The sequence below is a fragment of the Paenibacillus athensensis genome, assembly GCF_004514475.2.
Taxonomy (GTDB): domain Bacteria; phylum Bacillota; class Bacilli; order Paenibacillales; family NBRC-103111; genus Paenibacillus_AL; species Paenibacillus_AL athensensis.
This window is the reverse complement of sequence record NZ_MYFO02000003.1, coordinates 377,694-387,268: the sequence shown is the minus strand read 5'-3', so window position 1 is coordinate 387,268 and position 9,575 is coordinate 377,694. Positions and strand designations below refer to the sequence as shown.

5 protein-coding genes and 1 rRNA gene are annotated in these 9,575 nt (G+C 59.8%); all 6 read right to left on the bottom strand.

Annotation, left to right across the window (positions count from 1 at the left end; genetic code table 11):
* Window positions 1-233, bottom strand: a 16S ribosomal RNA gene (locus B5M42_RS08150); the annotation flags it as partial.
* 382 nt (window positions 234-615) lie between these two features.
* The gene (locus tag B5M42_RS08145; protein WP_134757229.1) at window positions 616-2,013 is read right to left on the bottom strand and encodes an NCS2 family permease; all 1,398 of its coding nucleotides are present in this window, start codon (window positions 2,011-2,013) and stop codon (window positions 616-618) included.
* A 130-nt stretch (window positions 2,014-2,143) separates the two neighbouring features.
* Window positions 2,144-3,682 carry a glutamine-hydrolyzing GMP synthase gene (gene guaA / locus B5M42_RS08140; RefSeq protein WP_134757231.1) on the bottom strand — a complete coding sequence of 513 codons (1,539 nt, stop codon included), beginning with the start codon at window positions 3,680-3,682 and terminating at the stop codon, window positions 2,144-2,146.
* A gap of 95 nt (window positions 3,683-3,777) precedes the next feature.
* Window positions 3,778-6,987 carry a transglutaminase-like domain-containing protein gene (locus tag B5M42_RS08135; protein ID WP_230632798.1) on the bottom strand — a complete coding sequence of 1,070 codons (3,210 nt, stop codon included), beginning with the start codon at window positions 6,985-6,987 and terminating at the stop codon, window positions 3,778-3,780.
* Entirely contained in the window at window positions 6,974-8,545 is a 1,572-nt protein-coding gene (locus B5M42_RS08130; RefSeq protein ID WP_134757233.1) for a DUF58 domain-containing protein, read from the bottom strand. Before B5M42_RS08130 ends, B5M42_RS08135 begins: the two co-directional genes overlap by 14 nt.
* A gap of 9 nt (window positions 8,546-8,554) precedes the next feature.
* The gene (locus B5M42_RS08125) at window positions 8,555-9,538 is read right to left on the bottom strand and encodes an AAA family ATPase (protein WP_134757235.1); all 984 of its coding nucleotides are present in this window, start codon (window positions 9,536-9,538) and stop codon (window positions 8,555-8,557) included.
* Window positions 9,539-9,575 lie beyond the last annotated feature (37 nt).

The following is a 9,575-nucleotide window of genomic DNA, read 5'->3' as shown; positions in this document are numbered from 1 at the left end:
CCATCCTCAAGCCACAGATTGCTCCGTGTTTCATGATCTCTCCATGCGGAGAGACCAGCTATCCGGTCTTAGCTATCGTTTCCGATAGTTATCCCGATCTCAAGGGCAGGTTGCCTACGTGTTACTCACCCGTCCGCCGCTAACCCTTTCCCGAAGGAAAGAATCCGCTCGACTTGCATGTATTAGGCACGCCGCCAGCGTTCGTCCTGAGCCAGGATCAAACTCTCCAATAAGGTGTGGACAATTGCTCGTCCGTTATTGTTAAGCTCAATTGCTCAAAATTTACTGCTAGCGAGATTTTGCAATCTCTTGTTGTGGCCGCTTGCGCGACCGTTGTGCTTCTTCACTCGTTGTTCAGTTTTCAAAGAGCAATCGGTGTTTCATTGCCGCGCCGTCTCTCGAAGGCGACTTGATTAATATATCACATCTGCCTATCTGATTGCAAGCACTTTTTTTCAACTTGTTTGTCGAATCGTGCTGCTTTTGAAGCGGCAAGGAGTAATATAACAAATCAAAAAACAGAATGCAAGCTTTTTTATAAAAAAACTATCCGCTTTGCTTTTGTAGAAAAAAAGAAAACCCGGCGCGCAAGCACCGGGACGAGCAGCATAGCGACTAGCCTTGGCTGCCGATAAAGATATAACGCGCAAGCACGAGGACTGCCAGAATCCACAGAAGCCAGTGTACTTTATAATGCCCTTTGCCTCCAAGGTTGGCCAGCCCGGCCAGCAGCACGTAAGTTACGATGCCAAAGGAAATGCCATTAGCAATGTTGTAGGTAAACGGCATAATCACAATGGTCAAAAAGGATGGAATCGCCACCACGAAATCATTAAAATCGATCTCGCGGACCGATTGCATCATCAACACGCCCACTACAATCAAAGCAGCGGCGGTTGCCGAGCCCGGAATCAGCATCGCAATCGGAGCCAGGAACAAAGCGAGCAAAAAGCAAACGCCTGTCGTTACGGACGTCAGGCCGGTGCGACCGCCTTCGGCCACGCCCGATGCGCTTTCAATGTATGCTGTCACGGTGCTTGTACCAACAAGCGCGCCGGCGCTTACGCCCACGGCGTCCACAAACATCGCTTTGCCGACGCGTTTGGTGCCTTCGGCTTGATTTTTCATAAACCCGGCGCGATTGGCCGTACCGACCAGCGTGCCGAACGTATCGAACAGCTCAACGAAGGTAAACGTGGCAATAACGGACACGATACCCGTCGTCATAATGCCGGCGAAATCAAAATGGGCAAACGCCAGCTTGCTCATGTCTGGAATCCAGGTGGCGCGCTCGCCGCTCAGGCTGCCCAGATCAACCATGCCCATAAAATAGCCGACCACCGTGGTCGCCAAAATGCCGAACAAAATGCCGCCACGCACGCGCAGCACCATAAAAATCGAAATCAGCAGCAGGCCAACAATCGCAAGAATCACGTTTTTGTCGGACAAGGAGCCCATGTGAAAGACGGTTTCAAAAGAAAGCAGGTCCGTGAATTTGTGGGCAGCGACATCGTTCGAGGTTTCGACCGCCACAGTGAGAATGCCGCTATTTTTAAAGCCAATGATCGCAATAAACAAGCCGATACCGACGGTTATCGCATGCTTCAAGCTGTCGGGAATCGCCACCAGCAGCAGCTGGCGAATCCGGGTCACCGTCAGGATCAGAAAAATAATGCCAGAAATAAAGACGGCGGTCAGCCCCATCTGGAACGTAAACTTACCCTGTGAGGACAAAATGATTGTAGCAAAATAAGCGTTCAAGCCCATACCCGGCGCAAGCGCCACCGGAAAATTCACGAACAATCCCATCGCAATGGTCATCACGCCGGCCGCAATCGCCGTTGCCAAAAAGACAGCCGTCCAGTCGCCGCCGGTCGCGCCCGATTTGAACGCACTGAGCACATCCGGATTGACGGCCAAAATGTAAGCCATCGTCATAAATGTGGTTAATCCGGCCATAATTTCCGTGCGGATGTTCGTTCCATGCTCCTTTAACCTAAAAAAGCGATCCATCTGTTTAACTCCCCCTGAACAATCATAATTACTAGCTATTCTAATGATTGCATCATCTTGCGTCAATATAAAAAAATCCGAACGTTACTTCTGAGGGAACAGAAATAATGTTCGGATTGAAAACGCTATTTTATTCCCACTCGATCGTGGCCGGTGGTTTGGAGGTTATGTCGTAAACGATCCGGTTAACGTTCTCGACTTCGTTGACGATGCGCACGGAGATTTTTTCCAGCACGTCCCACGGAATGCGCGCCCAGTCGGCGGTCATGCCGTCAATGGACGTAACCGCACGGATGCCCACGGTGTAGGAGTACGTACGGGCGTCGCCCATGACGCCGACGCTTTTCATGTTCGGCAGCGCCGTAAAATATTGCCAGATCTCGCGATCGAGGCAGGCTCTGGCGATTTCTTCGCGCAGGATGGCGTCGGAGTCACGGACGATTTTCAGCTTGTCTTCGGTCACTTCGCCCAATACGCGAATCGCCAGACCCGGACCCGGGAACGGCTGACGCCAGACGATTTCGGCCGGCAGGCCGCACTCTTCGCCCACTTTGCGCACTTCATCCTTGAACAACGCCTTCAGCGGCTCGACGAGCTTGAATTTCATATCTTTAGGCAACCCGCCGACGTTATGGTGCGATTTGATCGTATGCGCAGTAGCGGTGCCGCTTTCTACAATATCGGTGTAGAGCGTGCCTTGCGCCAGGAAGGTAAAGTCGTCGAATTGCTGGGACTCCTCTTCGAAGACGCGGATAAACTCGGTGCCGATGATTTTACGCTTTTGCTCGGGATCGTCTACGCCGGCCAGCTTGCCCAGGAAGCGCTCGCGCGCGTCGATTTTGACCACTTTCATATCAAATTTGCCGACAAACGTCTCCATGACGCTTTCGGCTTCGCCCTTGCGCAGCAGGCCGTGATCGATAAACATACAGGTGAGCTGCGAACCGATCGCTTTGTGCAGCAAAATAGCCACTACCGACGAGTCGACGCCGCCGCTGAGGGCGCACAGCACCTTTTTGTCGCCAACCTGGTCGCGAATATCGCGGATCGTATCGCCGATAAACGACTCCATCGTCCAATCGCCCGTACAGCCGCAGACACCATAGATGAAATTGCGGATCATTTCGTTGCCCTTGACGGAGTGACGCACTTCCGGATGGAATTGCACGGCATAAATATGCTTCTCGCGGTGACTCATCGCAGCAATTGGCGCCGATCCGGTACTGGCATCAAGCACAAAGCCCTCTGGCAGCAAAGAAACATGGTCGCCGTGGCTCATCCACACGACCTGCTTGGCGTCAAGTCCGTCCACCAGCGGGCTGCCGGTGACAAAATCGACGTCCGACTTGCCATACTCGCGGGTATGTGCGCGCTCCACTTTGCCGTTCAATTGATGGGCGATCAGCTGCATGCCGTAGCAAATACCGAAAATCGGAATGCCCAATTCAAAAATCGCCGGGTCTACTGCCGGCGCGCCTTCGCCGTACACGCTCGACGGGCCGCCCGAGAACACAATGCCCTTAGGCTGCAGCTCGCGGATTTTGTCCACAGAAGTATTAAAAGGCATTAATTCGCTGTACACGCCCAAATCGCGAATCCGCCGCGCAATCAACTGATTGTACTGCCCTCCAAAATCCAATACGACGATCATTTCACTCGGTTTACTCATCTTTCGGCCTCCTATTTTCGTAGCAATCCCGCTTGTCCGCCGATCACTATTATAGGTACTAATTTTAAACATTACCTGCCCAAGATGTAAAGAGCTTAATGCGGGGATCGTATCGTTTTCCAGAGGGCGGCGATTTCCCGCCGGGTGCAGCCGCTTCCTTCGTTTGCGTTGTAGCGAACTGCTTCGTATTTACGGGTAAAATCGAGCAGCGCCCCGCGCTGCGTATCGCTCAGCGCGGCGAGGGACATGACGTATTCCCGCGCCGTGTGATCGGCCGGCTTGGTCCCGAAAAGCCGGTAGATGTTGAGCCAGACGCCATCCATCAGGCGCAGCGAGGCGCGGCGATCCGGCTGCGGCGCATACAGCGCCAGCGCCGCAGCCCGGGCGGCGGCGGCTTCGGGACGCCGCCTGCTGTATACAGCGGCCAACAGGCCGATGGCGGCCAGCCCCGCTGCCGCCAGCTGCGCCGCAGGGGCCGCTGCCAGCTCACGCAGCTTGCGCCAGGCGAGCTGCGTGCGTTCGCCGAGCCCGCTTGGTGCGGCGGGCTCGCTTGACTGCGGCTGCGCAGCGGTCGCAGCCGGGATCGCGGCGGCGGCTTGCGCGGCAGCCGCCGTGTGCGCGGGCGGCGCGCCTTCGACCGCGCCGCTGAAGCCCGGCGTCGGCTCGAAGGGCACCCAGCCGGCGCCGGGGAAATAGACCTCGACCCACGAGTGAGCGTCGAGGTTGCGCACGGTGACGCGCAGCAAGCCGTCACCGTCGGCCGCGCCCGCCTCCGGCGTACCGGGCGCGAAGCCCTTGACCCAGCGGGCCGGGACGCCTACCGCGCGCAGCATGACGACCATTGCCGTGGAAAAATGGTCGCAGTAGCCGACCCGATCCACGAATAAAAAGTGGCTCACCACATCCTCCCCCCGTGCGGGTACGGTCGGCTTGCTCAAGCTGTATGCATAGGTTGCGCGCAGGTAGCGCTCAATCGCATCCGCTTTGGCATACGGGCCGACAAGCCCGCCCGTCACCTGCGCAGCCAGCTCGCGCACGGCCGGGGGCAGCTCATCCGGCAGTTGAAGGTACGCAGCGGCAGCAGCCGAAGCGTCCGGCTCGGCGCTGAGCACAGCAGGGTCCGGGCGGTCGTCGCGGACGGTGATTTTATAGTAAGCGAGGGGACTTGCGATGATCGGCAGACTGATTTTGCCGCTTGCGGGCTCGGCCAGCACAGCTTGCGGCGGATACGGGCTTCCTGAATCGGTCAGCAGCGCATCGACGGAAAGCAGCGTGCCGCCGTGGAAAATGATTTTGTTCGAAGCTGACGCTCCCCATACGACCTCCTGCGTAAGCGTTTCGGCGACCGCAGAGGCTGGAGATGTCTGGCCGGCAACTGGCAAGGTGCTCCTCGCGTCGACCGAGCCGGTGTCCCTATCCGCGAAACTGGCCGTGGCGTCCGATCTGTTAGTCGCGTCGGCGAGAGCTTTGTCTGCGGCTGAATCCGCGTCGCCGACGTTTTCAGTGACGCCCCGGGAGCCGGCGTTGCCGATAGCCGATGCGTCCGTGTCAGCCCGGAGGCCGCTGGCGGCGCTGCTCTCAGCGGCCGATGCCGGTGCAGCAAAGGCCTGCCAGGCGGGCTCAGGGCCGGTCCAGCCCTGGCCGTCGTAAAAGCTTTTGGCTTCGCCGCGCCAGTAGGTGAGCCGGGATGTTTTTGCCGTAAATACGATGCCTTCGTCCGGAACCAGCGGACCGCCAAGCCGCGAATCGTCCTCGCCATAGCCCGAACGCGACGCTGATAGCGGACGGGGCGACGCCGTGTCATTGTAAAGCGAATCGAAGCGCTGTCCGAGCGTCGACCAGTCAATCGGCTTCATCAGCTCCGGCTTCATTCCGTGCGCGGCATACCAGCCGCCGCCCCCAATCGCAGCAGCGGCCGCTACGCTCAGCAACGTCCAACGCAGCGGCCAGACGGCGCTGCCCGACTGCACGCCGTAGCGTTCCTCGATACGCGGCAAATTGCACAATGCTTGCAGCAGCAGCCCGATGCCGGCCGTGCGGATCAAGCCGTCCCGGGTATCGGCTCCCGCAGCCAGCTGCAGCAGCGTCAAATACATAAGTGTCAGCGCAACAAACCATAACCCGAGCTGCCGCTGCAGCAGCAGCGCCTGCGTGACGGAAATCAGCAGCAGCCAGCCGCACAAAAACAAGATCGTACGCGTCTGTGCGCTAATCGCTTCCAGCTCACCGTGCAGGCCATGACGAATATCTTCTATAAAAAGACTGCCGTAATCGGCCAACCAAGCGGGAGAGGGAAACGTATCGGGATAAAACAAATAGCCGACAAAAGCGGTGACGACGACGCCTTTCAGCGGCCAGCCGATCCCGCCGGGCACCTTGAGCCAGTCCAGGGCCATGCATAAAGCAAACGCAAGCAAAAACGGCCGGATCATGTATACCTCCGAGACATCGGACAAGGCCGGCAGCGGACGCAGCCATTCCCACAGCAGCAAGAGCAGCAGCAGCGTCAAGCAACCGTCTCGCAGCAGATGACTTGGCGGCGTGCTGCGGGAAGCGGCGTTTGGCGCCGTTTGACCGGAAAGCCGCGTCAGAGCAGGTGCGCTCAAGGGTGCGAAGGATTGACCGGGCGACAGCTTGGTCGGTGACGTTGCGCCTGTGTAAGCAGACGCTGCGGCGTAACCCGACTGCTTGGCGGGTGATGAGACGGGCGACGATTGTTCGGGCGACAGCTCTGTCGGCGACGTTGCGCCTGTGTAAGCAAACGCTGCGGCGTAACCCGACTGCTTGGCGGGTGATGAGACGGGCGGCGGTTGTTCGGGCGACAGCTCTGTCAGCGACGTTGCGCCTGTGCGGGCAAACGCTGCGGCGTAACCCGACTGCTTGGCGGGTGATGAGACGGGCGGCGATTGTTCGGGCGACAGCTCTGTCGGCGACGTTGCGCCTGTGTAAGCAGACGCTGCGGCGTAACCCGACTGCTTGGCGGGTGATGAGACGGGCGGCGGTTGTTCGGGCGACAGCTCTGTCGGCGACGTTGCGCCTGTGCGGGCAAACGCTGCGGCGTAACCCGACTGCTTGGTCGGTGATGAGACGGGCGGCGGGTGACTGGGCGGCAGCTTCATCGGCGACGTTGCGTCCGTGTGGGCAGACGCGGCGGCGTAACCCGACTGCACGGCGGGTGATGAGACGGGCGGCGGTTGTTCGGGCGTCTGTGCTGCGTCGGATGGCAAGGCGTTGGTTACCGGGGTGCCCGGCAGCTGTGCTCCAGCGGAAGATCGATGAGGGTGCAAGGGCTCACGCGGTAGCATCGGCGACACCTCCCGGCTGCGGCCACTCGCTGCGCGGATGCGGCACTTCCGTGAAGCCGCAGCCCAGCGCCTGCAGCTGCGCGGCTCCCTCCCGCTCAGCCAGCGGGAGGGTCGACCGCCCGTGCACGTAGATGACGTGCACGTCCCGCCTCCTGCTGCGCGCTTCCGCAATCGCGCTCAGCAGGAGGCCGTCCAACGTCGATGTGAGCAGCAGCATCGACGTATCTGGCGGCAGCGCCGCCGCCTCCTCGCGGACCCATTCCGCGAAGGGCGCGGCGGCGCTGCCGCCCACGCTCGCGAGCGTCTCGTACGCGAGCGTCAAGTCGGGGCGAATCGCCGGAGGGATTCGCCGGGGGTGCGCGGAGCTGCAGGCGAAGCCGCAGCTCGTGCGCGCGCCGGCCGCTGCTTCCAGCAGGCCGGCAGCAAGGGCGACGCGCTTTTCGAGCAGCGCGCGCGTCTGCTCCACATCGCCGGAACCAACCGCTTTCGCTTCCATCTCCGCTTCGGCTCCACCCTTGCTCCGCACGGATGCTTTCGCATCCATTCCCGCTCCGGCTCCACCCTTGCCCCGAGCATACGCCTGCGCATCCATTCCCGCTTCGGCTCCACCCTTGCTCCGAGCATACGCCTGCGCATCCATTCCCGCTCCGGCCCCGCCTTTGCCCCGAGCATACGCCTGCGCATCCATTCCCACTCCCGCTCCACCTTTGCGCCGCGCAGACGCTTTCGCATCCATTCCCGCTTCGGCTCCCCCCTTGCCCCGCGCGGATGCTTTCGCATCCGCTCCTCCCTTGCCGCGGGCTGTCGGCACACACTTCGGCGGCACAGCGGCAGAGCCCGCGTCCAGCAGCAGCATCTGCTTCACGCCTGCCAGGCGCTCGGTTTCTTTGACCACCAGCCGATTCAATCGGGCCGACGCGCGCCAATGAACGCGCCGGAAAGAGTCGCCATCGGCATAGGGCCTGATGCCGTCGCTGGACGGGCTGCTTGTGCGTAAAGCCGCAGTCAGCGGCGCGCCGTCGTCCTGGGGCCTCAGCTGCAGAACAGGACGATCCAGCGACGAGGGGCGCGGATAGACGACAAAGCCTAGCGACGGCTCGATTTTTTTCACTTTGACGGTAAAGCCGAACAAATCGCCGGTTGCCGCTTGCACCGACTGGAGCCGATAATGGCCGCGCCACAGTCCGGTCAGCCGGTAGTGCAGCGTGGTCGAACGGCGAAAGCCGGGAAACAGCAGCTTGCGATAACGAACGAGCTGGCCGCTGCTCTCATGCAACCAGCTTACTTGGACGACAAGCCACAATAGCGGAAGCAAGCCGCTATAAGACAGCTGCAGCGCAAACGCCATCGGATCGCCTGCACGGCAAGCGGGGTAAGCCATGCGATGCTCTGCGGACAAGGACTTGAGAACAAATAAGGGCAGAACGACCGCATACATCAGCAAACTGGCGGAAGCAGCCAGCAAAAACCACGCTCCGACTCCGCCGCGCGTTAGCGCAAGCGTGCCGGCAGAAAGACTTGCAGCCGACAACAGCATATAAGATCCGCGATTTTTCATCCGGCTCACCTACTTGGACGATGCCGGGCGCAGCACCGGAATCGTCTGGAGAGACAACAGCTCGCTCACGATGTGCTCTGCCGTATGCCCGCTCATCCGCGCCTGCGGGGCAAGCCGCAGCCGATGGGCCAGTACGGGAATGGCCAGCGCCTTGATATCGTCAGGCACCACATAGCTGCGCCCCTTGATGAAAGCAGCCGCTTGAGCGGCCCGCATCAGAGCGAGCGACGCTCTGGGACTGGCCCCAAGCGTCAGGAGCCGATGCTCCCGCGTCGCTGCAGTCAAACGGACAATCAACTCCTTGAGCGAGTCGTCGACATGAATACGCTTGACCTCGTTTTGCAGTAAAACCAACTCGTCCTGAACGATCACAGCCTTCAATTGCTCAATCGGCGGCCGCTCCTGCCAGCGATCGAGCATCTGCGCTTCATGCTCCGGCGTCGGATAACCAAGCCGCAGTCTCACCAGAAAGCGATCCATTTGCGCTTCCGGCAGCGGGTAGGTCCCTTCGTAATCAACCGGGTTTTGGGTAGCCAAAAGCAAAAACGGCTTGGGCAAAGCGTACCCGACGCCGTCCACCGTCACTTGCTTTTCCTCCATCGCTTCGAGGAAGGCCGCTTGCGTTTTGGGCGAGGTGCGGTTCAATTCATCAGCGAGGACAATCGGCGTGAACAGCGGCCCCGGGCGAAATTCAAACTCTCCCGTTTGCGCCTGATAGACAGCCGCCCCCGTCACATCGGTGGGGAGCAGATCGGGGGAGCCCTGAATCCGTTTGAAGTCACAGCCAACCGTCCGCGCCAGCGCCCGGACGAGCATTGTCTTGCCGACGCCGGGCACGTCCTCCAGTAAAATGTGACCGCCGCCGAGCATCGCGACCAGCGCCTGCTCAATCGTCTCTCTTTTTCCGACAAGCACTTTCTCAACATTATGAATCATCCGCTCTATCAACGTCTGCGGCTGATCAAAGATCCGGGCAAAGGGCTGCATAGGCATGAAGCCTCCTTCAAATAAAGGTATGCTTCTAGCATTC